This window comes from Paraburkholderia podalyriae (genome assembly GCF_014397785.1).
Classification (GTDB): Bacteria; Pseudomonadota; Gammaproteobacteria; order Burkholderiales; family Burkholderiaceae; genus Paraburkholderia; species Paraburkholderia podalyriae.
This window is the reverse complement of sequence record NZ_VZQQ01000022.1, coordinates 1-26349: the sequence shown is the minus strand read 5'-3', so window position 1 is coordinate 26349 and position 26349 is coordinate 1. Positions and strand designations below refer to the sequence as shown.

The 26349-nt window shown below is 63.9% G+C and carries 19 protein-coding genes; 7 read left to right on the top strand and 12 right to left on the bottom strand.

Going from position 1 to position 26349, the window contains the following annotated elements; all coding sequences use genetic code 11:
- Positions 1–211: 211 nt before the first annotated feature.
- Positions 212–1216, top strand: a complete 1005-nt coding sequence (gene waaC, locus F6X42_RS24085; RefSeq protein ID WP_187636595.1) for a lipopolysaccharide heptosyltransferase I — start codon at positions 212–214, stop codon at positions 1214–1216.
- A gap of 522 nt (positions 1217–1738) precedes the next feature.
- Positions 1739–1870, top strand: a complete 132-nt coding sequence (locus tag F6X42_RS45325) for a hypothetical protein (RefSeq protein ID WP_281394031.1) — start codon at positions 1739–1741, stop codon at positions 1868–1870.
- Positions 1871–1904: 34 nt separating this feature from the next.
- Here the strand turns inward: F6X42_RS45325 and F6X42_RS24080 are convergent, their stop codons facing one another.
- The 6 genes from F6X42_RS24080 to ppc all read right to left on the bottom strand — a co-directional run bounded on the left by F6X42_RS24080 (position 1905) and on the right by ppc (position 10550).
- Positions 1905–2084 carry a hypothetical protein gene (locus F6X42_RS24080; protein ID WP_187636594.1) on the bottom strand — a complete coding sequence of 60 codons (180 nt, stop codon included), beginning with the start codon at positions 2082–2084 and terminating at the stop codon, positions 1905–1907.
- A gap of 180 nt (positions 2085–2264) precedes the next feature.
- Complete coding sequence (locus tag F6X42_RS24075) at positions 2265–3572, bottom strand: MFS transporter (RefSeq protein ID WP_187636593.1); 1308 nt, start codon at positions 3570–3572, stop codon at positions 2265–2267.
- A gap of 372 nt (positions 3573–3944) precedes the next feature.
- Positions 3945–4478: an energy transducer TonB family protein gene (locus F6X42_RS24070; protein ID WP_187636592.1), complete on the bottom strand. Its 534-nt coding sequence runs from the start codon at positions 4476–4478 to the stop codon at positions 3945–3947.
- Positions 4479–4796: 318 nt separating this feature from the next.
- Positions 4797–6203 carry an argininosuccinate lyase gene (gene argH / locus F6X42_RS24065; protein WP_187636591.1) on the bottom strand — a complete coding sequence of 469 codons (1407 nt, stop codon included), beginning with the start codon at positions 6201–6203 and terminating at the stop codon, positions 4797–4799.
- A 140-nt stretch (positions 6204–6343) separates the two neighbouring features.
- Positions 6344–7156 (bottom strand): helix-turn-helix transcriptional regulator, encoded by an 813-nt coding sequence (locus F6X42_RS24060; protein ID WP_187636590.1) that lies wholly within the window; start codon positions 7154–7156, stop codon positions 6344–6346.
- Between the two features lie 163 nt (positions 7157–7319).
- A complete protein-coding gene (gene ppc, locus F6X42_RS24055) occupies positions 7320–10550 on the bottom strand; it encodes a phosphoenolpyruvate carboxylase (protein ID WP_187636589.1) in 3231 nt (1076 codons plus the stop codon).
- A gap of 547 nt (positions 10551–11097) precedes the next feature.
- Here ppc and hemC point away from each other — a divergent pair.
- From hemC to F6X42_RS24030, 5 genes are all read left to right on the top strand, one after another.
- Complete coding sequence (hemC, locus tag F6X42_RS24050) at positions 11098–12096, top strand: hydroxymethylbilane synthase (protein WP_187636588.1); 999 nt, start codon at positions 11098–11100, stop codon at positions 12094–12096.
- A complete protein-coding gene (hemDX, locus tag F6X42_RS24045) occupies positions 12096–14084 on the top strand; it encodes a fused uroporphyrinogen-III synthase HemD/membrane protein HemX (protein WP_187636587.1) in 1989 nt (662 codons plus the stop codon). The genes hemC and hemDX overlap by 1 nt, the downstream gene beginning before the upstream one ends.
- Positions 14085–14086: 2 nt before the next feature.
- Positions 14087–15277 carry a heme biosynthesis protein HemY gene (locus F6X42_RS24040; protein ID WP_187636586.1) on the top strand — a complete coding sequence of 397 codons (1191 nt, stop codon included), beginning with the start codon at positions 14087–14089 and terminating at the stop codon, positions 15275–15277.
- Positions 15278–15478: 201 nt separating this feature from the next.
- The gene (locus tag F6X42_RS24035; RefSeq protein WP_187636673.1) at positions 15479–16513 is read left to right on the top strand and encodes an SDR family oxidoreductase; all 1035 of its coding nucleotides are present in this window, start codon (positions 15479–15481) and stop codon (positions 16511–16513) included.
- Between the two features lie 110 nt (positions 16514–16623).
- Positions 16624–18363, top strand: a complete 1740-nt coding sequence (locus F6X42_RS24030) for a SulP family inorganic anion transporter (protein WP_187636585.1) — start codon at positions 16624–16626, stop codon at positions 18361–18363.
- Positions 18364–18404: 41 nt separating this feature from the next.
- Here F6X42_RS24030 and F6X42_RS24025 read toward each other — a convergent pair whose 3' ends face one another.
- The 6 genes from F6X42_RS24025 to F6X42_RS24000 form a co-directional block, all read right to left on the bottom strand.
- Positions 18405–19007 carry a hypothetical protein gene (locus tag F6X42_RS24025; protein ID WP_187636672.1) on the bottom strand — a complete coding sequence of 201 codons (603 nt, stop codon included), beginning with the start codon at positions 19005–19007 and terminating at the stop codon, positions 18405–18407.
- 279 nt (positions 19008–19286) lie between these two features.
- Positions 19287–19889 (bottom strand): hypothetical protein, encoded by a 603-nt coding sequence (locus tag F6X42_RS24020; protein WP_187636584.1) that lies wholly within the window; start codon positions 19887–19889, stop codon positions 19287–19289.
- Between the two features lies 1 nt (position 19890).
- Entirely contained in the window at positions 19891–23745 is a 3855-nt protein-coding gene (locus F6X42_RS24015; RefSeq protein ID WP_187636583.1) for a type VI secretion system Vgr family protein, read from the bottom strand.
- Positions 23746–23786: 41 nt separating this feature from the next.
- On the bottom strand, positions 23787–24038 hold the full coding sequence (locus tag F6X42_RS24010) for a PAAR domain-containing protein (protein ID WP_187636582.1): 252 nt from the start codon (positions 24036–24038) through the stop codon (positions 23787–23789).
- Between the two features lie 378 nt (positions 24039–24416).
- The gene (locus F6X42_RS24005; RefSeq protein WP_187636581.1) at positions 24417–24902 is read right to left on the bottom strand and encodes a hypothetical protein; all 486 of its coding nucleotides are present in this window, start codon (positions 24900–24902) and stop codon (positions 24417–24419) included.
- A 23-nt stretch (positions 24903–24925) separates the two neighbouring features.
- Positions 24926–25753 carry a hypothetical protein gene (locus F6X42_RS24000; protein ID WP_187636580.1) on the bottom strand — a complete coding sequence of 276 codons (828 nt, stop codon included), beginning with the start codon at positions 25751–25753 and terminating at the stop codon, positions 24926–24928.
- Between the last annotated feature and the right edge of the window lie 596 nt (positions 25754–26349).

Below are 26349 nucleotides of genomic sequence, written 5' to 3'. Positions count from 1 at the left end.
GAGAGTCGTGCAAAGAGCCAAGTATAAAACGTGGGCGCCGACCAGAAGGCGTGGAAGATGATTGAAATAACCATGTACGATGGATCGTCAGGCGATTTTCTTTGCTGTAACGCGCCGTATTGAGAACCGGACCGCTGGCGATGCCCATTTGGCAGGGATCGGTAAATACGTCAGCTAGAATAGTTTCAACTTCGAACAACGAAAAACCTCAATGAAGCGAATCCTTATCGTCAAGGTCACTTCACTAGGCGATATCGTGCAGGCGTTGCCAGTCGTTGCCGATATCAAACGCGCGTTTCCTGGCGTTCAGGTGGATTGGGCGGCGGACGAAGCATTTGCGGAAGTCGTGCGTTGGAGCCAGGGCGTCGATCGCGTGCTGTGCGCGCCGCTGCGCCGCTTCAAGCAGACGCGCCGCTGGAGCGATCTGAAGGCGATCTGGGCATCGATCGCCGAGTTGCGCGCGTATCGCTACGACTACATCATCGATATCCACGGCGTCTACAAGAGCGCGATCATCGCCTTCCTTGCGCGCTCGTCGCGGCGCATCGGCTATCAGTCGCAGAATCTGGGCGAGCGCGGCGCCGCGTTCGCCTACACCGGGCGTTTCGGCCCACGTCCACCAGGCAGCGCGTGGCACGGCATGCGCATCAGCGCCAGCGAGGCGCTCGGCCACGAAGTGGCAGGCCCGCCCATCTACAACCTGCAGCTACCCGAACCCGTCACGCAGCCGTTCGCAACGCAGGACGGGCCTGTCACGGCGCTCTTTCACGCCACCTCGAAAGCCGACAAGAAATGGCCGCTCACGCACTGGGTGGCGGTGGGGCGCGAGTTGAGCGAGCGTGGTTTTCGTGTCGTGCTGCCGTGGGGTTCGGACGGTGAGCTTGCCGAAGCCGGGCAAATCGCCGCGCAGGTGCCGGGCGCGAGGGTGCTGCCGCAAATGAGCGTGACGGAAGTCGCGCAGATGATCGACGCGTGCGCGCTCGTGGTTGGTACCGATACGGGCTTCGTGCACCTCGCGCATGCGCTGCAGAAGCGCACCGTGATGATCTTCGTCGCGACGTCGCCATCGCATTGCGGCATCGAGGCGCCGCATCGCTCGACCTCGATCGGCGACGGCCACTCGGTGCCGCCCATCAGCGCGGCGCTCGAAGCGATCGACTACGTGCAAGCGGCAGAGCCGGTGCTTGCGATGCAGCAAAGGTCAGCCGCCGCCTGAGTTGGTTCGCGCGATCGCGCAATCGTTTGCGCCAAAGAAAAGAGGCGCGACGCGCAGTCCACCCTTACGGGCAGCGAGCGCATCGTCGCGCCTCGAAGAACGCCCGTGTCGGGGAACAGCGGGCGGAGAGGAATCGATTACACGTCTGTTAAAACTGTCGCTTTTCGTTGGACACCGAAGCGTCAGGTGCGCAGACGCAAAGGCGGCAGGCTGGCATGCCGCGGTGCGTCGAGGCTTGCGCGGCGCGCCTTGAACCGCTCCATTGCGGCGAGGCTGGCACGGCCAGCAAGGCTTCCATCGCGCTAGTGCGCTCAATGGAGTATAGGCGGTGTTTTCCGCCATGGCGGCGCGATCCGGCGGCGAGCGAGGCGCGTCGATCATACGCGTCGATCCAGTGCGTAGATCCTGTAACAGCTCGGTGATCTTCCCTTACAAATGGCAACGTTCGCCGCGGCGCGCATCGTGTCCAATCGGGTCATTCGGGGTTTGCGCTCGAATCAATCTGACTCGATGGAGAACAACATGAAACGCTTGATCCTGACTCTCGTGGCGGGCACGCTGCTCGCATCGGCACTCGGCGGCTGTGTCATCGCGCCGGCGCCGGGTTACTACTACGGCGGCGGTGGCTACTATCATCACGGCTACTACCGCTAAGCCGCGCGCCGCGCTCAGGCTCGAAGCAGCGGCCTCAGGCGACGAGCATTTCGAACGCGACCACCGCGGCAATGGCCGCGGCGTTCGCGGCCAGCGCCTCGACGACGATGCCTTTCCATGTCGACGGACGGAAGCGCAGCGCGAGCAGCAGCGAGCCGAGCAAGGCGAGCGCGATGATCAGGACGATATCGGCATTGTGAAGATGGACGTTCATGCGAGTCTCCCTGCTTTTTATAGGATTATGCAGGGAGTATAGGCAAGTCAAAAAGTCGCGCAAGGCAGGGGATATACCGGACCGGCTTGCGGAAATAGCGAGGACGGCATCGAGCCGGCATCGCCTGGGCATCGGCAAACGCGCATCGACGGAAGCGTTTCCCCGTCGATGCGTGTTGCATCACTTCATCAGACTCTCATTGCGCGTTTCGCGCATGCACAGCACGCCGACCAGGCTCACGGCCGCCGCGACCGACACGTACGCGCCGACCCACGGCAACCCGCCGTGCGCGGCGAGCACCTGCGCGATGTACGGCGCGACCGACGCGCCGAGAATCCCGCCGAGGTTATACGCGACGCCGGCGCCCGTATAGCGCACGTTGGTCGGAAACAGCTCCGGCAGCAGCGCGCCCATCGGCGCGAACGTCACGCCCATCAGGAACAGCTGGATCACGAGGAACAGCAGCACCAGCAACGGCTCGCCGCTGCCGAGCAGCGGCGCCATCGTGAAGCCCGACAGGATCGCCGCGATGATGCCGACGATCAGCACCGGCTTGCGCCCGAAGCGGTCGCTCGCGCGGGCCGACAGCGGTGTCGCGAGCGCCATGAACACGACGGCGATGCACAGCAGGCCAAGGAAGGTTTGCCGCGGAATATGCAGCGACCCGACGCCGTACGACAGCGAGAATGTCGTCGCGTTGTAGAACAGCGTGTAGCAGACCACCATCGCGAGCGCGCCGAGCACGGTCGGCACCCAGTGCTGCGAGAACAGCGTCGCGATCGGCACGCGCACCCTTTCCTTGCGCTCGATCGCTGCCTGGAACGCGGGCGTCTCGGCAATCTTCAGCCGCACGTACAGGCCGAGCGCAACCAGCACCGCGCTGACGATGAACGGCACGCGCCAGCCCCAGCTGCGGAACTGCTCGTCGGACAGCGACAGCGCGAGCGCGAAGAACAGGCCGTTGGACGCCAGAAAGCCGATCGACGGGCCAAGCTGCGGGAACATGCCGAACCAGCCACGCTTGCCGGCCGGCGCGTTTTCGGTGGCGAGCAGCGCGGCACCGCCCCATTCGCCGCCGAGGCCGATGCCCTGGCCGAAACGCAGCACGCACAGCAGGATCGGCGCGAGGCTGCCGATCGCGTCGTAGCCCGGCACGAAGCCGATCAGCGTGGTCGACAAGCCCATCACGAGCAGTGATGCAACCAGAGTCGATTTGCGGCCGATGCGGTCGCCGAAGTGGCCGAACAGGAACGAGCCGATCGGTCGCGCGACGAATGCGATGCCGAACGTGACGAACGCCGACAGCGCCTGCGCGGTGGCCGAGCCATGCGGGAAGAATACCGGTCCGATCACGAGCGCCGCGGCGGTCGCGTAGACATAGAAATCGTAGAACTCGATCGCGGTGCCGATGAAGCTCGCGAAGATGATCCGCGCGCTGCTGTTTTGCCCGCTTGCGGGCTGGGCCGCGGAAATCGGCGAAGTGGACATGCAGGGTCTCCATTTGTCGTGACGCCGCGCGGCGCTGTGCCGTGCTTCGCAGACACGCGGCGCGCAAACGCGGCATCCTCGTTGAGGTATAGGTTTGGTGGGCGCCGCGCGCGGGTGGCGGCGCAGCACTGCAGTCGGCTCGTGCGCCGCGCCGGCGGGTGTGCGGACGGCGTGAGCCATGCCGGAAGGCTCCGGCGCGGGGAATCGGAAAATTATAGCGAGCGTGCTTGTCGCGCAGCAATGGCGGCGTAAGCTTGTGCGGCAACGAAGGGCGTGCCATGCGCTATGCGCGATGGCCTGACTGGGTCATGCGTGGCCGACCCATGCGGTGATGCGCGGGGCGGTGCTTGTGATCGCACGCGCAAACCGCGCTCAGTTGAAGGTTTCCGCTTGCGGCGAGGCGAGTTCGCGCAACTGGAATTTGCCGTTATCGTTGAACAGCCAGTCTTCGAACAGCTCGAGCTGGCCGCGGCCGTTCAGCAGCTTGCCGGGCGGTTGCGGCAGCGGCGCCGAGCGGCGCAGCGACGCGAGCGCGGTGCTCTCGGCTTCGTCGTCGCCGTTCGTGCGATACACCGACGACTCGATGATGTGTCCATTACCGTCGACCGTGAACGACACCACCACGAGCGAGCGCAGCATCGCCTGCGGCTTGCCTTGCAGCACGTACGACGGATTGCGCTCGACGATCCGCCGCGCGACCGCATCGCGGTATTGATCGAGCGTCGCGCTGTTGATCGCGGCCACCGGTGTGTTGACGGTTTCGCGCGGCGCCGGCGGCGTGATCGTGCAGCCGGCCACGGCGGCAATCCCGAGCGCGCAGAGCCATAGCCGATACGGGCGCGCCGCCGTGGCGAAGTGCCGAGCCACACGGCGAGGAACGGGAGGGGGAGAAGTGCGAGTGAGCATCGTCGACGAACCGCAATGAGAGCCTGATTGAATGGTAGTCAAAAACCGCTGGTATTCAATTGGCGTTCGCCCATGTAAGGGCGGGAAATATGCGCGCATTGGTCGCCGGACGAAACCCGCTTACACTCTGATGGCCTCTTGATGAGGCATCGGTGGAAGTCTTTTCAGCCCGCTTCTGGCGGGCTTTCTTTTGCCTTCGATTTCCCATTCACGCGCGTGCAATAAAAAAGGCGAACCCGTCAAACGGATCCGCCTTTTCGATCCCGGTTCAAGCCGCGACGCCGCAAGCCCAGGCTCACAGCGCTGGCCAACCATCGATCACTTCAACGCCGCACGCGCCGCCTTCACCGCGGCGAGTACTTGCTCGGGCGCGGTGCCGCCCGGATGATTGCGGCTCGCCACCGAGCCCTCGAGCGTCAGATACGAGAACACGTCGTCGCCGATCAGATGCGCGACGTTCGGCAGTTCGCCGCGCATTTCGTCGATCGTCAGGTCCGCGAGATCGCAGCCGCGATCGGCGCACACGCGCACCGCGAGCGCGACTGCTTCGTGCGCGTCGCGAAACGGCAGGCCGCGCTTGACGAGATAGTCGGCGAGGTCGGTCGCGGTCGAGAAGCCTTGCAGCGCGGCGTCGCGCATCGCCTGCGGCTTGACCGTGATGCCGGCGACCATTTCAGCGAAGATGCGCAGCGTGTCGGCGACCGTATCGACGGTGTCGAACAGCGGCTCCTTGTCTTCCTGGTTGTCCTTGTTGTACGCGAGCGGCTGGCCCTTCATCAGCGTCAGCAGCGCCATCAGATGGCCGTTCACGCGGCCGGTCTTGCCGCGCGCGAGCTCGGGCACGTCCGGGTTCTTCTTCTGCGGCATGATCGACGAGCCGGTGCAGAAACGGTCGGCCAGATCGATGAAGCCGACGCGCGGGCTCATCCACAGCACGAGTTCTTCGGAGAACCGCGACACGTGCGTCATCACGAGCGCGGACGCAGCCGTGAATTCGATCGCGAAGTCGCGGTCGGAGACGGCGTCGAGCGAGTTCGCGCAGATGCCGTCGAAGCCGAGCGTTTTCGCCACGGCATGACGGTCGATCGGATAGCTGGTGCCGGCGAGCGCGGCCGCGCCGAGCGGCAGACGGTTCACGCGCTTGCGGCAGTCGATCATCCGCTCGGCGTCGCGCGAGAACATTTCGACGTACGCGAGCAGGTGATGTCCGAACGTGACCGGCTGCGCGACCTGCAGGTGCGTGAAGCCCGGCATGATGGTCGCGGCGTTCTTCTCCGCGATCTCGAGCAGCGCCACGCGCAACCCGGTGAGCAGTTCGCCGATGCGGTCGATCTCGCCGCGCAGCCATAGGCGGATGTCGGTCGCGACCTGGTCGTTGCGCGAGCGGCCGGTGTGCAGGCGCTTGCCGGCGTCGCCGATCAGCGCGGTCAGGCGCGCTTCGATGTTCAGGTGCACGTCTTCGAGATCGAGCTGCCATTCGAACTCGCCACGCTCGATTTCGCCCTTGATCTGCACCATGCCGCGCTGGATCGCGGCGAGGTCGTCGGCGGAAATGATCTTCTGCGCGGCGAGCATCGACGCATGCGCGAGCGACCCTTCGATGTCGACGAACGCCAGACGCTTGTCGAAGAAAACCGACGACGTATAGCGTTTGACGAGTTCCGACATCGGCTCCGAGAAGCGAGCCGACCAGGCTTCGCCTTTTTTGTGCAGTTGGGACGTCATGGTGTTGGGCGGTAAAAACGAGCGGTGAAGAGGCTGGCAACGCGAGTGCGCGAATCGTTCAAAAGCGCCGCCGCAGCGAAGAAAGACGAAGATTTTAACACCGGGTGAGGGCGGCCAAAGCGCTGCCGCCCATCGCGGAGCTATTCGCGCACCAGCACCACCAGCTTCAGATCTTCGCGATGTGCGGGCTTGAACGTGATCTGGTCATAGACGATGCGCCCGTCGCGCGGATGGTTGAACTCGCGCCTGCCGCCCTCGCGGCCGCCGACATCCTGCGAGGCCCAGTAGCGCGCGAACTCGTCGCTCGCGGCCGACAGCGAATCGATCAGCCCACGCGTCGGCGCATCGTTCAGATGGCGGATCGAGTCGGCGCGGAACTCGGCGGCGAGCCGCCGCGCGCGCGTTTCCCAATCGACGATCAACGCGCGCGCGACCGGCTCCGTGAACGTGTAGCGCAGCAGGTTGCGGTCGTGCGCGCCGTCGAGCCAGCCGACGAACAGATCGGCCGCGCGGGCGTTCCACGCGAGCGCATTCCACTGCCGGTCGAGCACGTAGGCCGGCGTGTCGACGAGCTGCACGGTTTGCAGCAGCGTGGCGGGCGCATCGGCGGCGGCGGGGTCGGGCTCGGCCGGATCGCGTTGCGCGGCCAGCTCGAACAGATAGGCGCGCTCGGCGCGCGACAGCTGCAACGCGACCGCGATGCGCGCGAGCGCATCGGCCGAAGCGGACACCGGCCGACCCTGCTCGATCCACGTGTACCAGGTCGGGCTCACGCCGCACAGCTGCGCGACTTCCTCGCGCCGCAGACCGGGCGTGCGGCGGCGCGGTCCCGGCGGCAGACCGACCGCCTGCGGCGACAGCCGCTCGCGATGGGCGCGGATGAAGTCGCCGAGCGCGCGGGCCGGCGTGGCGTCGAGCGGCGGCGGGTGATCGGCGGAGGACGGCGTCGTCATGCTATCGGCTGCGCGTGGAGGGGTAATAGAGATACCAGAATACTTGCCTGGTTTGTACTGGTACATGGCGGGCTCCATTGTAGCGGCTGGGTGGGCGCAATGAAAAAAGCCGGGTGTGGCCTTCGTCGGCCACACCCGGCTTGGGTCCGCTTCGGCGCCAGCCTCAACCGGTATTGCGCAACCCCGCCGCGATCCCGTTGATGCTCAAATGAATGCCGCGCCGAACGCGCGCATTCGTGTCGCCCGCGCGATAGCGTTTGAGCAGTTCGACCTGCAGATGATTGAGCGGATCGAGATAGGGGAAGCGGTTCTTGATCGAGCGCGCAAGCAGCGGATTCTCGGCGAGCCGCTCGCTCCTGCCGGTGATCTCCGACAACACTTTCGACGTGCGCTCCCATTCCGCGACGATGCGCTCGAACACGTGCTTGCGCAGCTTCTTGTCGCTCACGAGCGCAGCGTAACGCGACGCGACCGCGAGGTCGGTCTTCGCGATGACCATGTCCATGTTCGACATCAGATTCGAAAAGAACGGCCAACTCTTGTGCATCTTCTTCAGCAGCGCGAGACGGCGCGCGCGTTCGGCGTCCGACGGCGCGCTGTCCAGATGCTCTGCGACCGCGCTGCCGAAGCCGTACCAGCCCGTCAACAGCAACCGGCATTGACCCCACGAGAAGCCCCACGGAATCGCGCGCAGATCCTCGATCTTGCGCTGCTTCGGATCCTGCAGCTTGCGCGCCGCGGGGCGGCTGCCGATGTTCAACTCGGCGATCTCCGCAATCGGCGTCGACTCGAAGAAGTACTCCTTGAAGCCCGGCGTTTCATAGACGAGCGCGCGATACGTGGCCATCGCCGTATCGGACAACTGCTGCATCGTTTGCTCGAACACGGGCAGCTCCGCCAACGTGTGGTCGTGCGGCAGCAGCGACGCTTCGAGCGTCGCGGCCACGACGGTTTCCAGGTTGCGCCGGCCGATTTCCGGATTCGCGAACTTGCTCGCGATCACTTCGCCCTGCTCGGTCAAACGGATCTGACCGTCGACGGTGCCCGGCGGCTGTGACAGGATTGCCTGATAGGTCGGGCCGCCGCCGCGGCCGACGGTGCCGCCGCGTCCATGGAAAAGACGCAGCGTCACGCCACGTTCGTTGAACAGCGACACCAGCGCAAGCTCTGCGCGATACAGCTCCCAGTTCGACGTCAGGAAACCGCCGTCCTTGTTGCTGTCCGAGTAGCCGAGCATGACTTCCTGCTCATTGCCCTGATGTTCGATCAGCGCGCCGATGCCCGGCAGCGCGATCAGATCGCGCATGATGTGCGGCGCGTTGCGCAAATCGGGGATCGTCTCGAACAGCGGGATCACCATCAGGTCCGCGCGCGCGGGGTCGTGCTCGTCGCCGAGACGTCCGCGCAACAGGCCGGCTTCTTTCTGCAGCAGCATCACCTCGACCAGGTCGCTGACGGTCTCCGTGTGCGAAATGATGTAGTTGCGCACCGCGCGCGCGCCGAATTTCTCGCGCGTGACGCGTGCTTCCTCGAGCACCGCGAGCTCGCTCTTCACGAGCTCGGAGTACTCGGCGTAGGGCACGCGCAGCGCGCGCGGCTGCGCGAGTTCGGCGAGCAGCACGTTCAGCTTGTCCGCTTCGGACAGCGCCGCGTAATCGGCCTCGACGCCGGCGCGCTTGAGCAGCTCGGCGATCACCGCTTCGTGGATGTCGGAGCTTTGCCGCAGATCGATGCTGGCGAGATGGAAGCCGAACACTTCGGCCGCGCGCGCGAGCGGCGCGAGACGCGGCGCGGCGAGCGGCGCGCCGTGATGCTCGGCGAGCGAAGCCATCAGCACGTGCAGATCGCGCGCGAAGTCGGCGGCGTCGTCGTAGGGAATCGCGCGGATCGGCGCCGCGCCGCGGCCGGCGCTGCGCAGCGGCACGGTGCCTTCGCCCAGGCGCACGCGCGCGCTCGCCGCGAGCCGCGTGTAGATGCCGATCAGCGCGCGACGGTACGGCTCGTCGGTGCGATGCGGCGAACGGTCGGGCGAGGCGGCCGCGAGCTCATTGAGCGCATCGCTCGCCCCGGCGAGCAGGTTCGATACCGACAGCTCGGCGCCGAGCTTGTGCACCTGCTCCAGGTAGTGCTCGAAGATCACCGCGGCCTGACGCGTGATCGCGTTTTCGAGCGTTTCGGCGGTGACGTTCGGATTGCCGTCGCGATCGCCGCCGATCCAGCTGCCCATCTGGAAGAATGGTGGCAGGCGCGCCTCGAGGCCATGCTCTTTGAGCGCTTCCTCGATGTCGGCGTACAGCGCCGGCAGTTCTTCGAGAAAGGTGCTTCGGTAGTACGACAGCGCGTTTTCGATTTCGTCGGCAACTGTCAGACGCGAGTCGCGCAACATCCGCGTTTGCCACAGCGACGTGACGCGCGCGCGCAGCATCGCTTCGTTGTGCGCGCGCTCGCGGTTCGTCAGCGGCTGGTCGCGCTCGGCGAGCAGTCGCGCGATGTCGTGCTGTGCGTCGAGGATGCTCTTGCGCTGCACTTCGGTCGGGTGCGCGGTCAGCACCGGCATGATCAGCGCGTCGTCGAAAAACCGCTGCAGCACCGGCGTCGCGGCGGCACCGGCCGCGCTGAGCCGCTCGAGCGCATGGGCGATCGTGCCCGGCTGCGAGGCCGAGCCCGCGAGCGCGTGAATCCGGTGACGGCGGTTGCGGTGACGGTCCTCGGCGATGTTCGCGAGATGCGAAAAGTAGCTGAACGCGCGCACGACGCTGACGGTCTGCTCGGGCGTCAGCGTGCGCAGCTTCTTGTCGAGCGTCTGCGCGGCGGCGCTGTCGTCCTCGCGACGAAAACGTACGGCGGTCTGCCGGATCGTCTCGACGACGTCGAACACCGCGTCGCCTTCCTGCTCGCGCAGCACGTCGCCGAGCAGACGCCCGAGATAGCGGATGTCCTGGAACAGCGGGTGGTCCTTGTCTTCGCGCGTGCGGCCGCCGCTCTTCACGGCGGGTGCGGCGGCGGACGCGGCCTGCGACACGGTTTGCAGCTTCGGCGTTTTCGCGGCGCGCGGGCGCATCGCGTCGCCCTCGGGCTTGGCCTTGGCCGGCTTGCGCGTGGTGGCCGATGTCGCGGCCTGCTGGGCCTTGGCGGCTTTCGTCGCTTTATACGCCTTGTCCTGCTTGACGGGCACTGAGGCTTGCGCGGCCTTCGGGGCCTTGCTTGCTCGCGCGGCGAGGGCGCGGCGCTTCGCTCGCCGGTCGGCGCGCGTGTCGCCGGGTTGAGCGACGCTCGACGACAGACCGCGCGCGGCTGCGTCGAACAGGGCGTCAGGCGCGGCGGCGTCGGCCGGGCGAGCGGTGGGCAAGGCAGTGTTGCGGCGCTCAGGGCGCGCCGATCCGGAAGACGTCACGATCAGTTTCCTCAGGGAAGCCAGATTCTGTTGATTGATGAACTGCGACTGCGGAACTGCAACCAGCAATGTGCAACGGAACTGCGTGCAACAGGGACTGCGGGGCGTACCACAAGACGGACTACGCTTCCAACTGCAAAAGAGACTCGAAACGGCGACTGCAAACGGCGATTTCCCGGCCCAGCCGCGAGGCCACCTGCGCGTGATGTGCCACGGACGATGGAACGACGCACGCGCTGCCGATCGCGCGACGCGCCGACGACCGAGGAGGGAGCCACGGGCCGCCAGCCCGTACCGGGACCGAACACGCGGCACGCACTGCCGCAGCATGTTCGCCGCATTGCATCATCGCGCATGCCGCCGCGCGGTGCGCGAACGACCGTGCGTGACAGGCGGAATGGGAGCCTACGCGCGCTGCGCGAAGCCCGTCTCCTCCGTCGATACCGCCTCTGCACAACGCCCCGCTATGCCTTGGAAGCCAACGGCGAGAATGAGGGCGCGTGCTAACATTGATTGTTATTCCATCCCGAATTCAAGCAGCAAGCTAATGAACACCGAGACGTTTTCCACGCCACCCCACACGCTTGTGATTGCGTCGCGACAGAGCCGCCTTGCGATGTGGCAGGCCGAGCATGTGCGATGTGCGCTGCACAAATTATATCCATCTTGTGACGTAAAAATCCTCGGAATGACGACACGTGGCGATCAGATTCTCGATCGCACGCTGTCGAAGGTGGGTGGTAAAGGGCTGTTCGTCAAAGAGCTCGAAGCCGCGCTCGCCGATGGCCGCGCCGACCTCGCGGTGCATTCGCTCAAAGACGTGCCGATGGAACTTCCGGCGGGCTTCGCGTTGTCCACCATCATGGAGCGTGAGGACCCGCGCGACGCGCTCGTGTCCAACCAGTACGACTCGCTCGCCGCGCTGCCGGCCGGTGCCGTGGTCGGCACCTCGAGCTTGCGGCGTGAAGCGATGCTGCGCATGCGCTATCCGCATCTCGACGTGCGGCCGTTGCGCGGCAATCTCGATACACGACTCGCCAAGCTCGATCGCGGCGACTACGCGGCGATCATTCTGGCCGCGGCCGGTCTGAAGCGCCTGGGTCTCGCCGATCGCATCCGCGCGCTGCTCGATCCCGACGATAGTTTGCCCGCGGCGGGCCAAGGCGCGCTCGGCATCGAGATTCGCGCCGATCGCGCGGACCTGGCCGCATGGCTCGCGCCGCTGCATCATCAGCACACCGCGGCGGCCGTCGAAGCCGAGCGCATGGTGTCGCGCGCGCTCGGCGGCAGCTGCGAAGTGCCGCTCGCTGCCTACGCAAGCTGGCGCGATGGCGCGCTGCATCTGCGCGGCATCGTCGCGACGCCGGACGGCCAGCGCGTGCTGAGCGCTCAGGCGTCGGCGCCGGCGCCCACGGTCGAAGGCGCGCTCGCGCTCGGCGAGCAAGTGGCGCACTCGCTCGCGCTGCAGGGCGCGCTCGACATCGTGCGCGCGCTCAGTACGGCGAGCGGTCCCGCGGCCGGGCCCGGCGCGGCGGCCAGCGAGTGATGGCCGCCACGCCGCCGCAGAAGGCGCCTTTCACGGTCGTGATCACGCGGCCGGCCGGCCAGTCGAGCGAACTCGTCGAACAGCTCCACGCAGCCGGCCTCGCGTCGCTCGATTTCCCTCTGATCGACATCGCGCCCGTCAGCGACGACGCGCCGTTGTGCGACGCGCTCGCATCGCTCGAACGCTATGCGCTCGTCGTATTCGTGTCGCCGAATGCGGTCGATCACGCGTTCGCGCGCCACCACGATATCTGGCCGCACGCGTTGCCGATCGGCGTAGTCGGCCCGGGCAGCGTGCATGCGCTCGCGCGCCACGGCGTCAGCGCGCCCGAGCATCGCGTGATCAGCCCCGTGGCGGGCGCCGACGACGAATCGACGAGCTTCGACTCCGAGAGCCTGTTTGCCGCGATCGATGCGCAACTCGGCGCCGCGAACCTCGAAGACAAGCGCGTGCTGATCGTGCGCGGCGATGGCGGCCGCGAATGGCTCAGCGAGCGCTTGCGTGAGGCCGGCGCCGAAGTCGACGCGGTGGCCGCCTACCGACGCATCGTGCCGGAGCCGTCGATCGCCGCATGGGCGCGCGTGCACGAACTGCTCGCGGGCGCGCCGCACGCGTGGCTTGTAACCAGCTCCGAAGGCGTACGCAATCTGCACGAACTCGCGCACGAGCATCTGACCGTCAGCGAGATCGCGCAGCTCAAACACGCGCCGCTCGTCACGCCGCATCCCCGCATCGCGCAGACCGCGCGGGCATTGGGTTTTGATAGGATTACGGTGTCCGGCGCGGGCGACGAGCGCATAGTCCGAGCCCTCGTTGTTGCCGCCGTGCCTCCCGCCGTCCAACCGGTATCGTCCAACCCGGCTCAACCACGCATGACTGAAACGAACGCATCCACGAACGCCTCATCCCAGCCGCCGGCCAGCGCCGCGTTGCCGCCGAACCAACCCTTCACGCCGTACGAAGCGCAAAAGCGCCGCAGCACGAGCGGACCGCTGCTGTGGTTTGTCATCGTGGTCATCGCGTGCGCGGCAGGCGTGGGCGGCTTCGCGATGAACCGCAAGCTGGTGCGCACCGAGCAGCAACTCGCGCAGCGTCAGCAGGCCAACGACACGCAGAGCAACGAGCTGCGCATCAAGATCGACCAGGCGCTCGCCACCGTGCATCAATCGGACTCGCAGGTCGCGCAGCTCGAAGGCAAGCTCGCCGATGCGCAGGCCGCGCAGCAGGCGCTGCAACAGCAATACGCGGATCTCGCGCGCAATCGCGACGACTGGACGCTCGCCGAAGTCGGGCAGATGCTGTCGGCCGCGAGCCAGCAGTTGCAGCTGACCGGTAACACGCAGCTCGCGTTGTTCGCGCTGCAGAGCGCCGATACGCGCCTCGCCGCGTCGGACAGCCCGCAGGCGCTCGCGGTGCGCAAGGCGATCGCGCAGGACATCGACAAGCTGAAGGCCGCGCCATCCACCGATCTCACCGGCTTCGCGATCAAGCTCGACACCGCGATCGATCACGTCGACAGTCTGCCGCTGTCGGGCGAAGCACCGGTGCCGCATGCCACGCCGCAAGCGACCACGTGGGCCGACACCGCGAAGGTGGCCGCCGCCACCGGCAAGCCGCGCTGGCAAGTGTGGATCGACGAGGTCACGCACGGCATCGGCGAGCAGCTGACGAGCCTCGTGCAGGTGCGCCGTATCGATAACGCCGACGCGATGCTCGTTACGCCGGATCAAGGCTACTTCGTGCGCGAGAACCTGAAGCTGCGTCTGCTGTCGGCGCGCCTCGCGCTGCTGTCGCGCAACCAGACCACGCTGAAGTCCGACCTGCAGGCGGCGCAGTCCGCGTTGACGCGCTACTTCGACGCGTCGTCGAAAGACACGCAGACGGTCGTCGATCTGGTCAAGCAGGTGGACGCCGGTTCGGCCGCGGTGGAACTGCCGAACCTCGATACGAGCCTGCAGGCCGTCAATCAATACCGGAACCGGGGTTAATCATGGCGATCCGGGGACTTCTATGGCTCGCGGCGCTGTTCGCCATCGCGGTCGCGCTCGCGGTGGGCGGGCGCTTCGACGCTGGGCAGGTGTTGCTGATCTATCCGCCGTATCGCGTCGACATATCGCTGAATCTGTTCGTCGTCGGGCTGGTGGTGCTGTTCATCCTGCTCTACGCGCTGCTGCGCATCGTCCGCAATATCTGGCGCATGCCGCAGCGCGTCGCCGCCTACCGGGCGCGCGCGCGAGTCGCGAAGGCGCACGCGGCGTTGCGCGACGCGATCGGCAACCTGTACGCGGGGCGTTTCTCGCGCGCGGAAAAGGCTGCCAGGGACGCGCTGTCGAACGGCGACAACAAGGGCGCGGCCGGCTTGATCGCGGCGAGCGCCGCGCATCGCATGCATGAGTACGCGCGGCGCGACGAATGGCTCGCGCAGATCGATGAAGCCGACTGGCAGGACGCGCGCCTGATGGCCACCGCCGACATGCGCGCCGACGGCCGCGACGCCGACGGCGCGCTCAATGCGCTGACCGAGATGCAATCGCAGGGCGCGCGGCGCATCCACGCGCAGCAGATCATGCTGCGCGCGCAGCAGCAGCTGAAGAACTGGGGCGAAGTGCTGAAGCTCGTGAAGACGCTGGAGAAGCGCGAGGCGATCCATCCGGCGGTCGCGGTGCGGCTGCGTCAACTGGCGGCGGAGAATCTGCTGCGCGATCGTCGTCACAATGCGGACGCGTTGCTCGAATTGTGGCATTCGCTGTCGGCGACCGAGCGTCATTCGCCGCGCCTTGCCGACACCGCCGCGGAACTGCTGGTCGCGCTGAACCGTCCGCAGGAGGCGCGCAAGATCGTCGAGGAAGCGCTCGCGCAGAACTGGGATGCGCGCCTGCTGCGCCGCTACCCGGACACGGCCGGCGGCGATGCGCTGCCGCTGATCCAGAAGGCCGAGGCGTGGCAGAAAGACCGGCCGGAAGATGCGGACCTGATGTTCGCGTTGGGGCGCCTGTGCCTGCATCAGCAGTTGTGGGGCAAGGCGCAGTCGTTCCTCGAACGCGCGCTGAAGCTGGCCGACAACGAGACGCTGAAAATCCGCTCGCATCGCGCGCTCGCGCGTCTGCACGAGCAGCTAGGAGACACCGACAAGGCGAGTCAGCACTATCGCGAGAGCGCGTTGGCAATGAACGTGACGTGAGTCCGGCGGTTTCGGTCACGCGCTGAGCCGCGAAAGCCTGTGAAACCGCTTGATGGCCGCAGCCTCGCGCTGCGGCCATTTGTTTTTCCGGCGGCCGGCGTTCCGGCGGCCGGCGCCCGGCTCGAATCGGCGGGTCTGCGCTTTGCTTCGCCACGTCACTGGATGCGCAACATCGGAGGTGTTCAAGTGGCCAGCGACGCTATGACGGTGCATACCGATACCGGCAGCGGCGACGTCGAGCGCAAGGGCGTCGTCGTAATTACAGGAGCAAGCGCCGGCGTGGGGCGCGCGAGCGCGTCCGAATTCGCGCGGCAAGGCTATGACGTTGGGCTGATCGCGCGCGAGCCTCGGCGGCTCGCGCGTGCCGCCGTTGAGATCGCCGCGACCTATGGGGTGCGCGCACTCGCCTTTGCGGCCGATGTCGCCGATGCCGACGCGATCGAGCGCGCCGCGCAGCACGTGAATCGCGAGCTGGGCGGCATCGACGTGTGGGTCAACGTCGCGATGGCGACCGCATTCGCGCCGGTGTCCGCGCTCAGCGCGCGCGATGTCGAACGAGGCACGCAGGTGACCTACCTGGGGCAGGTCAACGGCATGCTGGCCGCGCTCGGCGTGATGCGTCCGCGAGGGCGGGGGACGATCGTCAATGTCGGCTCGGCGCTCGGGTACCGGTCGGTGCCGTTGCAGTCGATCTATTGCGGCGCGAAGTTCGCGGTGCGCGGCTTCACCGATTCATTGCGCTCCGAGTTGCTGCACGATGGCATCGATATCCATCTGACGATGGTCGACCTGCCCGCGGTCAATACGCCGCAATTCGACTGGGCGCTCAATCGCACGGGGCGCAGGGCACGGCCGGTAGCGCCGGTTTTTCAGCCGGAAGTGGCGGCGCGGGCGATCTACTTCGCGGCCACCCATCGGCGGCGGCAGGTGTGGGTCGGGTGGTCGACGGTCAAGGCGATTCTCGCGAACCGGGTCGCGCCGACGCTGCTCGATCGCTATCTCGCGCGTGCGGGTTACGACGGTCAACTGACCGACGAACCGTTGCCAGCCGATGCGCCCGCGAATCTCTATGAGCCGGTACCGGGTAACTACGGCGCGCATGGTCGCTTCGATGATGAAGCGCGTGCGTACTGCTGGCAGATGTTTACCGATCGGCATCGCGATGCGGTGTACGGCGCGGCGGTGCTGGCGCTGGCCGGCGGTGTTGCGTGGCTGGTGAGGCGCAGGCAGCCTTGATGCGCAGCCGCTCGGCCGGTTCGCTGTCGCCGACGAGACGACTGGACTATTCTACGAATGACAGTACCGCCCACAATCCGTGGCGCGGCGTCTCGACGCGAACATTCCAAATGGAAGCGCACAGGCCAGTTCCTCCCAAGGAACAGACTGCTGTGATCAGCGCGCGCCGCTGGATGCGCTGGCTGCCGGGGCTGACGGTGCTCAAGGCGTACCGTTTGAGCTGGCTGCCGAGCGATCTGACGGCGGGCCTGGTATTGACCACGATGCTGGTGCCCGTCGGGATCGCCTACGCGGAGGCATCCGGCGTCCCTGGCGTGTACGGCCTCTACGCGACGATCGTCCCACTGTTGGCGTATGCGCTGTTCGGCCCGAGCCGGATTCTCGTGCTCGGCCCTGACTCTGCGCTCGCGGCTCCGATTCTCGCGGTCGTCGTGCAAATCGCGGCCGGCGACCCGTCGCGCGCGATTGCGGTGGCCAGCATGATGGCGATCGTGTCCGGCCTGTTCTGTATCGTGATGGGCTTGCTGCGGCTGGGATTCATCACCGAGTTGTTGTCGAAGCCGATCCGGTACGGCTACATGAACGGCATTGCGCTCACCGTTCTGATCAGCCAGTTGCCCAGACTGTTCGCCATCCGGATCGAAGAGCGCGGGCCGTTGCGGGACATCGTGAGCCTCGTGCAGGGCGTCGCCGCTGGCCACGCCAACTGGTACAGCTTCGCGGTGGGCGCGGCAAGCCTTGCACTGATCCTGTTTCTGAAACGCTTCGAAAAGCTGCCGGGCATCCTGATCGCCGTGATCGTTGCGACGTTGTGCGTGACCGTCTTGCACCTCGATAGCGTCGGCGTGAAAGTGCTCGGCAAGATTCCTCAAGGCCTGCCGACCTTTGCGCTACCCTGGATCAGCGACGCCGATCTGGTCAAGATACTGCTCGGCGGCTGCGCGGTCGCGTTGATTGCGTTCGCTGATACCAGCGTGCTGTCGCGGACTTTCGCGGCACGTTTTCGCAGCCGCGTCGACCCCAATCAGGAGATGGTCGGGCTCGGCATGGCCAATCTGGCGGCCGGCCTGTTCCACGGCTTCCCGATCAGCAGCAGTTCGTCGCGCACGCCGGTCGCCGAGGCCGCGGGCGCGAAGACGCAACTGACGGGCGTCGTCGGCGCGCTTGCGGTCGCGGCGCTGCTGATGGCCGCGCCCAATCTGATGCGCTACCTGCCCAACAGCGCGCTCGCCGCGGTCGTCATTGCGGCGGCGCTCGGTCTCTTCGAGATCACGGACCTGAAGCGGATATTTCGCATCCAGCAATGGGAGTTCTGGCTGTCGATGGCCTGCTTTGCCGGCGTCGCGGTGTTCGGTGCGATTCCTGGCATTGGCTTCGCGGTGGTGATCGCGGTCATCGAATTTCTGTGGGACGGCTGGCGACCGCATTATGCGGTGCTCGGTCGCGTCGAGGGTTTGCGCGGCTATCACGACGTGCAGCGCTACCCGGATGCCGAGCGTATCGCTGGACTCGTGCTGTTTCGCTGGGATGCGCCGCTGTTCTTTGCGAACGCCGAGCAGTTTCAGCAGCGCCTGCTCGAAGCCGTCGCCGAATCGCCGTCACCGGTACGGCGCGTGGTGGTGGCAGCCGAACCGGTGACGAGCGTTGACGTCACCTCCGCCGACATGCTGCGGGATCTGACGCGCACGCTCGACGAGCGCGGGATTGCGCTGCACTTTGCGGAGATGAAGGATCCGGTTCGCGACAAGCTCAGGCGCTTCGAGTTGACCGATCTGATCGGCGATGCGTGCTTTCATCCGACCGTGGGCAGTGCGGTTGATAGTTATGTCGAGATGGTTGGGAAGGAATAGTGTTCGAATCCGGCACGACCTCACCTGCTTCAAGACTGGCTCTATTCACCGCGTTGCCGTTTCAACTCGGAATAGTCACGATTGAGGAGAACGTCCATCAGGACCGGCGTTTTCGATTCGTCCGGAGCTGGATTCTGTGGGTCGGGGTCGCCGAAAGCAAATTCGACGTCCACCGGAAATCGGCTCGTCGGCAGGTTCGAAGCACGATAGCGATAGTGATGCAGACGAACCTGCGGCGGCACTGCTCCCATATCATTGCCGGGCCGCCGCTCGCCGTTGCCGTCGACCCAGTAACCAATATCGACCTGGAGGAGATCTTCCAGCGTCGAGCGGCTAATGTCTGTCAATAGTGGATTGAAGCGGATCGTGAAGTGCGTCGCGACTTGCTTGGCCTTCGTGCGGTCGGCGGAGGGGTCGAGCGGATCGGGTACCACAACTACGATGATTTGCGTCCGCGGGAAAGCCGGATTCACGAAGGAATACTCCGTAACACCTACGACGCCGCGCTCGGGTCGCGCCGCGAGAATGCGGCCGAATATCGTATGTGCGGGATCGAAGGGCTGGTCGTCCCGCAGCATCGCCATTGCCGTGGTCAATATCCTGAAGGCCATATCGCGCTGAGCGTCAGTCACAGTCGGTCTCATTTCAGCTCCTGGCCCCGACGCTTCCGACAGCGTCGGCGTACTGAGCTGTGCATGTGCCGGGATTGCGAACAAGAGGATCACCAGGATTGCGCCAGTAGGCCTGAACCACCTCCGCGCAAGCGTAGGCATCTTCTTCATGAGGTTGGCTCCTAAAGCCGGTTTCGAATTGCGCCATTTTTTGTGCTGTTTCAGCGGAGACGTTCAGCAGCTCGCTACCGTCCTTGATCCCCTTCTGGGGCGGAAGCGTCGGGCAGGACCTCATCTGCTTCAAGACTGGCTCTATTCACGGCGTTGCCGTTTCAACGCGGAATAGTCACGATTGAGGAGAACGTCCATCAGGGCCGGCCTTTTGGATTCGCCCGGAGCTGGATGCTTTGGATCGGGGTCGCCGAAAGCAAATTCGACATCCACCGGAAATCGGCTCGTCGGCAGATTCGAAGCACGATAGCGATAGCTATGCAGCCGAATCTGCGGCGGCGTCGCTCCCATATCGTTGCCGGGCCACCGCTTGCCGTTGCCATCGACCCAGTAACCGATATCGACCTGGAGGAGGTCTTCCAGCGTCGAGCGGCTAATGTCTGTCAATAGTGGACTGAAGCGGATCGTGAAGTCCAGCATGACTTGCTTGACCTTCGTGCGGTCGGCGAAGGGGTCGAGCGGATCGGGTATCACAACTACGATGATTCGTGTGTCCGGCAACACCGGATTCTCGAAGGAATACTCCGTAACACCTACTACGCCGCGCTCAGGCCGCGCCGACAGAACGCGGCCGAATATCGTACGCGCGGGATCGAAGGGTTGGTCGTCCCGCAGCATCGCCATTGCCGTGGCCAAGATCCGGAAGGCCATGTCGCGCTGAGCATCGGTCACAGTCGGTTCCATCTCAACTCCTAGCCCCGACGATCCTGAGAGCGTCGGCGTACTGAGCTGTGCATGTACCGGGATTGCGAACGAGAGGATCATCAGGATTGTGCCAGTAGGCCTGAACCACTTCCGCACAGGCGTAGGCATCTTCTTCATGAAGTTGGCTCCGATAGCCGGTTTCGAATTGCGCCATCTTTTGTGCTGTTTCAGAAGAGACATTAAGCAGCTCACATACCTTCCTTTCGGCAAGGGGAAGATCTCGCCTGACGAACTCCCAGCCCGGCTTGTCCTGCATGTAGGAAATTAGCCAGTAGTAGTGGAATACAAGCATCCTGTGCAGACCGATGTGAACGCGATGATCGTCGGGCAGCGTCGTGTTTCCAGCCGCTGCATAGGTTTTTTTCAGAGTCGTCGACCTATACACCAATTGGATATTCGGCAGGTCCCTGTAGTCGTCTGGAAAGTGCTGAAGCAAAGAGAACATCCAGAAGTACTGCTGGCAGTGGCGAGACTCGTGATATAGCGTGTCGGCAAATGCCCTGAGACGGTTATCCAGCGAGGCCGGCTGGTCCCTGAGCTCGATGATGCGCGCGATTTCGCTCTCGTTGACGGCGATGAGCCAGTACTTCCCAAGGAATGCGGCGCTGACATCCTGTCGCAGGTTGTACTCCGTTGCCCGCTTTGGATTAGTAATCACAAGCTTTGGCATGGCACTACCATTTTCCGAGTTGGCGGTATCCGGTCGTGGCAATCCAAATGGCCCGGCGCTAAGCGCGTCTTCCAATTTCGGCATGACTGCGTTTTCGATCATCTCTCTCGAACTGAGCGTCAACGGCCACGTCACCCCGGCCCAATCGATTCCCTGCAACACAGTCTTGATCGCAGCCGTATAAGTCTTAGTCACCGGGTATTCGACATCCTTGCGCATCGACATGCCTGCTGGCGTGTCGGCCTCGGTCGCACCGTTGATGAAGTGATAAAAGCGCAGCCCGAAGTTTATCGGATCGCACGAGACGAATTCGGGCGGCTTGTCTTCCGTCGTCGCGCTCGGATCGGGAGAGGCCACGGCCTTTCCGGCGACCCTGGCACTGCGCTTCTCGGCGTTGGGTAGTGCGCCCGCAAACGGCTCGTTCGCCTCCCTGATCACCGCACCTTTGCTCACCGCAATGACTTTGTCCGGCTCACTCGCGGCAAACAGTTCGACCGTCGCGAACGCAAGCATATTACTGGTGACGAGACTCATCTCTCCAAGCGCGTTGGTTACACCCTGAATCAGCTGACCATCGTCGAGTGTGATGCGGTACGGCTGATTCGGCAGTGCGAAGCCCGAATCGTGTTCGATCAGAACATGATGTGCCGCAAGCTTGCCGGGATTGCCTGGTGTAACCGGCACATTGACAGGGCGGGCCGCTGGCCCGTCGGTCCGATGACTACGCGCATGAACCCGATGCTCCCCATCCGTGTAGACCTTGTACCCCTCCGAACTGATGACCACCTTCGTGTTACCGGCATGGAAAACGATTTCCTTGCTGGCCATCAGGTTGATCGAATCGGTTCTACTGATAATGCTGACGACTCGTTGCGCGATAACCTCGACATCATCGCTTTGCGCGTCGATCTGCACCTTGCCTGACGCAGCCTTCAGCCTGATGCCGAGATGTTGCGCGAACACCCGCACGCCGTTGACCGCCGACGCCAGCAGCGATTTCACCGCTGCGATGCTGACGTGTCCGCCCGCGGTGAGCGCGACGTGATCGACACTCGCCACGTGCGTGCTTTGCGCTGCGGTGAGACCGACCCCCGCCGCGCTGGCCAGCACTATGTCGGGCTGGGCGAGTTGCGGAAAGGGCCGCTCCGCGCTCGCCGCACCGCCGCGTATCGCGTCGTTCTGCCGTTTGATGGTCCGCGATACGTCGCTTTGGCTGGTCTGCGGTTCCTGTGCGTCGTATTGTCGAGCGAGACCCGCGAGGTTCTCGTGGATACCGCACGCCTGTGTGAGGCGCGCCACGGTCTCGCCGATATCCTTTGCCGGCCCGGTCGAGCCGTGACGCGCGTCGGTGCTGATCAGCATGCCCCTGTTGGCGCGCGCGACACCCCATGCGTCAGTGGCCAGTTCCCAGCCTTCACCGCGCGCTTGCTGTCGGCCGACCTCGCGCACGACGCGCGTGTTGTAGCCCAACACGAGGCGCGACTGCGCGTGATCGCTGGCGAGCTGCGCCTGGAGTTGGTCCGGTGTGTCGTCCAGTACGACGTGATTGCTCTGGCCGGCGCGGCCATCCTTGAGATCATTGCTCAGGACGCCAGAGAGTGCCTGGTTATCCGGTAGCTTCCAGGGCGGCTGGTTCCGGTCATTGACCATCCTGTCCGATACGTATGGCTTATCCGGGTCCCCTTCGTGGTAGCTGACCGAGACCTCCTGACCGACACGTGGCGGATAAATCGCGCCGAAGCCATTGCCCTGCCACGGTGACGACACGCGCACCCAGCAACTGGCGCTTTCGCTTGTCGGGCCAAGTCGGTCCCATACGAAACGCACCTTCACGCGCGCGTATCCATCGACCCATATCGGCTGATCCTCGGCCGCCACCACGATTGCCGTTTCCGCCGCGCAGCGCGGCTTCTTCTTCGGGCGGTTTCTGAAGAACAAATTGGCGGGTTGAAGCACGAAGTCGGTCATGCACTGGCGCAGCGCATCGTTAGTGTGGTCGCCGGGCGACTGTGTGTTCTGCGGCGCATTGCGAATGTCGAGCGTGGTCGACACTACCAGGTACTCCGCGTTGATCTCCCGCTGTGGATGGTCGTTTAGCCAGAATGTTTTCCCCGTTGTCAGGCCGCGTAGATTTCCTTGCCCCTTCAGACGCAGATGACGGCTGCGCATTGCATCGACGCGCACGCTCGCGAGGTGTTCGGCTTCATTGCGGAAGTGGTTTCGCTTACCTGACAATCCCGCCGCTCCAGCGAGCGGCTGCGAATAGTCGCCCCAGCGGTGTTGCTCGATGTTGTCGTAGGACCAGTCGCTGTGGCTGTTGTACTCGCCCTCGAAGCGCTCGCCGGAGCGCGTGTAGTCGTAATCGATCAGACTGACCTTGCCTGTCGTGATCTGGCGCGAGACCTCGATCTTGTGAATGTGCTCTTCGTCCACGTGCCGGTCAGCGCGCGCGTGATAGCGTAGCGAGTCGTACGCGTTGTCGTGCTGTTTGTGCGAGCCGGGTGAATCGCACAGTACCAGCGTCATACCGTCGAACAGGTAGTAGATTCCCCATTCTCTCCAGACGCGAGTCAGGAACTCGAAGTCGGATTCCCACATCTGCCGGACATAGTCCCGCTTCGGGTAGCCGTCGCACAGGCCGGGCGCGCCGAGTTCCATCAAGACCGGAAAGTGATACCGCTCCTTGAGTATCCGGTCAGTGATGTCCATCACGCTCGCGTCGTGAAAGATCCTGCTTTCGCAGGTTTTCGTGGCCAGCCACAGCCAGGGACGGACGACGAATCGGTAATAAGCGCGCCGGCCGTCGGTGCCTGTCTGTGTGATGCCCGTTATGAGGCCCGAAATCGTGCGGTTGCCCGCGCCCGCGCCCGCGCGTGCCGCGTTGCCGGGTTCCAACACCTGCCGGTCGAATAATCCGTTGCCGTCGAAAGCGATCGAAACATCGATGACCTTGCCAATCAGGCTATCGAGTACAACGAGTTCCTGAGCTTGCCACAATCCGAGCGTCGGACTTTCGATCGTCGCCACGTCGAGCGTGTATCGATAGAGTTTGCCCAGGGCTTCGGTACCGCGTAGGCGTAGCGGGGCCAACAATGGCTCATCGCCCCATGTGGGCAGCGCGTCACTGGAAAGACCTAAAGTGCGGTTCTGTGCGGTTTTGAACATGCTTGCACGAATGCGAATGGGTGGCGGCAATCAGCAAGCGATCAGCACGCAATCAGAATCGCGCCGCAACCAGTGCTGTCGCCGGCATAGCTGACGCGCCTGCCGTGATGGGTTCGCTGGCCGGTCGCGATGATCGGATAGACACCGCCACACCTCGGACAATCGACGCCGTGCCCATCGAGTGCAACGGGGACGCCCATATGCGTCAGGTCTGGCGCGGCCTCGATGACCGTGCCGTCGTGGGTCGTCTTGTCTGCGAGTCGCGTCATTGGTTGGCCGTTGCCGTTCTTCATCGCTCTTCCCTTGTTATGTGCGAACGACAGTATCGGGAGTGGCGTGGCCTGGGGCTTTCGGAATTGGATGAATTTTAGCCCGAATAGGATAATTATTTAATTTATCGGGCGAACAGGGCCTTGGTGCGCGTTGCGCTTGCTGGCCGGGCCCGTGTTGTCTGCTGTGGATCGTTATTCCGCGGTTTTTGCGGAAGACACAGGGGAAGGGGATGCCCCGAGTGACAAGCGGGGAGCCGCGCGTACGTAATATGTGAAGCCCGCGCGGGGGTTACAACATGCATCGCGAGTTGACGACGCGCGCCTCGGCAGCGGTCAGCACCGCGCTCCTCGGGCGGCATTCGCGGGGCAAGCGCCCGAGGCGGCGGCCGTCAAGGCCGCTTAAGGTTTAAAAGGCTTGATCGTGAAGTGCTCGCCATGCGCGGCACAATCGTTGACTACCGCGTACCACCAGGCGCGGGTGACCACGTCATTTCTGCCGTTGATGTCGTTGGGCGTCGCCACGGTGTTTTCTTCCAATGCGAAATCAGCTTGCGCCGTGATCAGACCAGCTTCGCGTCTTTTCCGGTCAGAAAATCCACGCCATTGCAGTAACCGCTTCTCGTCCGCCCAATACACCCAGATATCAAGACCATTGTTTGGCCACGCGTAGCCAACGACACAAAAGTGGTTGGTGCCTCGATTCTTCTTCTCAGATGACAGCAATTTCCTGATCGCAACTTCCGGCGGCCCGTAGTAAGGATCGTTGTCCGGGAGGGTGCGCTTCAACGGTTTTGGGTCGAATTCGGGCGGGAAGTTATCCGTTGCCTGGGCAGGCGATACAAGTACCAACAGGAAAAAACAGAAAAGATGTACAAGCTGTTTCATGCCTGAGTTCCTTCAGGGTAGGGCTACTCGTGTGAGCGCAGTAGCGGATCTTTTATGAAGGCGTCGCTCAATGTGTAAAAATCTTGGCCACCTCTGGTCTCGTATAAGACGAAATTCGCTCCCGGCGACCCTCTACCACTCGTCCGCCACGCGAATAAGCCAGTGGGGCAGGGATCACTTCCCAACTTAACACCTCTGGCGACATCGACAGCGTTTTGAACATATTGTCGATAGACGAGGAAACTTGTGTTGGTCGAGTCGTTGGCCATCTTCAGAACGTCGTCGATTACCATCTTTTGTCCCGTCTCGATGGACGGATAGCGCTCGAAGCCTTTTACCTGATTAGGGGCCTTGATCAATTCAGTGAGCGTTGTTGCCGCCTTGCTTGAGCCGAAATGCGCCGAGCCAAAGCGCAAGCGATTCGCCAACACCCAGCGCATCCATTGCATACTGGTCAATGTCTGATCCACGGAAACGAAACTACGCTGTCCCGGCGTGACATTCTCCACAATCAACATGCTGGCCAAGATATTCTCCTCCGTGCCCACGGGCGGGAGTTCAAGGCGGGGCTCGACGGTCACGAAAATGTCTGAGACCGCCTTCTGGCCAGGTTGACTGGCTAAATAGGTGGACAGCGTGCTCCGCTCACTGGCACGGATGACGGATCGCGCGTCGAGCCTGAGTGTTTGCTCTCTATTGTGCGGGTTGGCGCTTACCACAACGACTTTCACGCAAGAGGACGAGGACTTGACGACTACGTGTCGGTGGTCTGAACCGAAGCCCGATACCTTGAAAGGAAATGCATTGCCTGCAACTAGCGTGAGATTGCGCGGCAAGGGAGCGCGGTTCATTCGTTGGAGCGTGGGAGTAGACATGGTGTTCGTGGTCAGATTGTCATGTGTTCAAGGGCATGATAATCGGCGGGTGCATATCCCAACTAGAACGCCTGTCTCAGATTTCACAGCTTTAGTCGGGAGAATCAACCATTTTTTGCTGATTTGATGAATGGTTACAGGGCAGACGTGCTGAAAGGAGGATAGTGGCGAATTAATTTATGGTTAAAAAGAGTTAACTCCGATTCATCTCGAATTGAGTTGATGTCGCGCTGACTGATCGCAGCATGTGGGGTGTCGCGCCCTGGAGCCAACTTTGTTGCTGCCGGAGACGAGTCTCCGCAACGAGCGAGTCGCTAGACGAAGTACTTTCCTGGATTCGTGCGCGGATGCTTCCGGTCTTAGAAAGACTGATGACGGAATGCGGGTTTGGATGAGAAGTTGAGGCAGACTAAAGTCTGAAGCGAGCTTCGTAATCGCGCATCGAGGGGGTGTCCGGAATTTTGTGTAAACGGGTTGAGGTTTAACCCGGCACTAGCCGCTCTTCGAACTGGATTGTGAAGCGGTTCAGGGCCGCTTTCCAGTCGCGGATAGGCATCGTCCACTTCTTGCTG

Bases quoted from the DNA above. Each gene is read 5' to 3' on its own strand.
- hemC (WP_187636588.1), top strand. From the start codon at position 11,098: ATGAACACCGAGACGTTTTCCACGCCACCCCACACGCTTGTGATTGCG.
- F6X42_RS24025 (WP_187636672.1), bottom strand. From the start codon at position 19,007: ATGAGACCGACTGTGACTGACGCTCAGCGCGATATGGCCTTCAGGATA.
- F6X42_RS24005 (WP_187636581.1), bottom strand. From the start codon at position 24,902: ATGAAACAGCTTGTACATCTTTTCTGTTTTTTCCTGTTGGTACTTGTA.
- F6X42_RS24040 (WP_187636586.1), top strand. From the start codon at position 14,087: ATGGCGATCCGGGGACTTCTATGGCTCGCGGCGCTGTTCGCCATCGCG.
- F6X42_RS24035 (WP_187636673.1), top strand. From the start codon at position 15,479: ATGACGGTGCATACCGATACCGGCAGCGGCGACGTCGAGCGCAAGGGC.
- argH (WP_187636591.1), bottom strand. From the start codon at position 6,203: ATGACGTCCCAACTGCACAAAAAAGGCGAAGCCTGGTCGGCTCGCTTC.
- F6X42_RS24010 (WP_187636582.1), bottom strand. From the start codon at position 24,038: ATGAAGAACGGCAACGGCCAACCAATGACGCGACTCGCAGACAAGACG.
- F6X42_RS24075 (WP_187636593.1), bottom strand. From the start codon at position 3,572: ATGTCCACTTCGCCGATTTCCGCGGCCCAGCCCGCAAGCGGGCAAAAC.
- F6X42_RS45325 (WP_281394031.1), top strand. From the start codon at position 1,739: ATGAAACGCTTGATCCTGACTCTCGTGGCGGGCACGCTGCTCGCATCG.
- F6X42_RS24060 (WP_187636590.1), bottom strand. From the start codon at position 7,156: ATGACGACGCCGTCCTCCGCCGATCACCCGCCGCCGCTCGACGCCACG.
- waaC (WP_187636595.1), top strand. From the start codon at position 212: ATGAAGCGAATCCTTATCGTCAAGGTCACTTCACTAGGCGATATCGTG.
- hemDX (WP_187636587.1), top strand. From the start codon at position 12,096: ATGGCCGCCACGCCGCCGCAGAAGGCGCCTTTCACGGTCGTGATCACG.
- F6X42_RS24030 (WP_187636585.1), top strand. From the start codon at position 16,624: ATGGAAGCGCACAGGCCAGTTCCTCCCAAGGAACAGACTGCTGTGATC.
- F6X42_RS24020 (WP_187636584.1), bottom strand. From the start codon at position 19,889: ATGGAACCGACTGTGACCGATGCTCAGCGCGACATGGCCTTCCGGATC.
- F6X42_RS24015 (WP_187636583.1), bottom strand. From the start codon at position 23,745: ATGTTCAAAACCGCACAGAACCGCACTTTAGGTCTTTCCAGTGACGCG.
- F6X42_RS24080 (WP_187636594.1), bottom strand. From the start codon at position 2,084: ATGAACGTCCATCTTCACAATGCCGATATCGTCCTGATCATCGCGCTC.
- F6X42_RS24070 (WP_187636592.1), bottom strand. From the start codon at position 4,478: ATGCTCACTCGCACTTCTCCCCCTCCCGTTCCTCGCCGTGTGGCTCGG.
- F6X42_RS24000 (WP_187636580.1), bottom strand. From the start codon at position 25,753: ATGAACCGCGCTCCCTTGCCGCGCAATCTCACGCTAGTTGCAGGCAAT.